The organism is Asanoa iriomotensis (assembly GCF_016862515.1).
Taxonomy (GTDB): domain Bacteria; phylum Actinomycetota; class Actinomycetes; order Mycobacteriales; family Micromonosporaceae; genus Asanoa; species Asanoa iriomotensis.
Genome location: NZ_BONC01000183.1, coordinates 1 through 991, shown reverse-complemented (window position 1 = coordinate 991; position 991 = coordinate 1). Strand labels below are relative to the sequence as shown.

The window sequence follows — 991 nt, the reverse complement described above, 5'->3', positions numbered from 1 at the left end:
GTCGGTGATCGATAACTGAAGAGGTCTCCGGTAGTTGGTTCAGCGACCAAGCTAGAACTTCACACCGGAGACCTCGTGCCGAGCGTAGCGGCAGCGAGGCGACATGACCTGACCGACGGGCAGTGGGTGGTGCTCGAGCCATTGCTGCCTGCGGGAACGGGTCGTGATCGGCCGCGCAGATGGGCGATGAGATTGATCATCGATGGGATCCGGTGGCGGGTCCGGACTGGGTCACCGTGGCGGGACATTCCCGCGCTGTATCCGCCGTGGCAGACGCTGTATCGATGGTTCCGGCGGTGGCAGCGTGACGGCGTCTGGGCTCAGATCCTGGCCTTGTTGCAGGCCCGGGCGGACCAGGCCGGGTTGATCGGCTGGACGGTGAGCGTCGACTCGACCATCAGCCGCGCCCATCAGCACGCGGCCGGCGCCCGCCGCGACGGTCAACGGCAGAAAGAGCCGCCCGGCGGGACGCGGGTCGAGCCGGCAGACCACGGACTCGGCCGGTCCCGCGGCGGCTGGACCACCAAGACCCACCTGGCCTGCGAGCAGGGCCGCAAGCTGATGGCCCTGGTGGTGACCGCCGGGCAGCGCGGCGACAGCCCCCAGTTCATCCCCGTGCTCGCCAAAGTCCGGGTTGCCCGTGCCGGTGGCGGCCGGCCACGAACCCGCCCGGACACCGTGCTGGCCGACAAGGCCTACACCTCGGCGGCCAACCGCGCCCACCTACGCCGCCGCGGCATCCGAGCCTGCATCCCGAGCAAGACCGACCAAGACGCACACCGCAAGGCCAAGGGCTCCAAAGGCGGGCGTCCGCCCGCCTTCAACCTCGACCTCTACCGACGGCGTCATGCCGTGGAGTGCGGCATCAACCAGCTCAAACAACACCGCGCCATGGCCACCAGGTACGACAAACTCGCCGTGCGCTACGAGGCCACCCTGACCATCGCCGCCATCAACCAATGGCTCCGCGCCCTACGAAACACGGCCTAGG

Annotated in this window: 1 protein-coding gene; it reads left to right on the top strand. The window is 68.8% G+C overall.

What is annotated here, in order from left to right:
* Window positions 1-75 precede the first annotated feature (75 nt).
* The gene (locus Air01nite_RS40875; protein WP_203708923.1) at window positions 76-990 is read left to right on the top strand and encodes an IS5 family transposase; all 915 of its coding nucleotides are present in this window, start codon (window positions 76-78) and stop codon (window positions 988-990) included.
* The last annotated feature ends 1 nt before the right edge of the window (window position 991 follow it).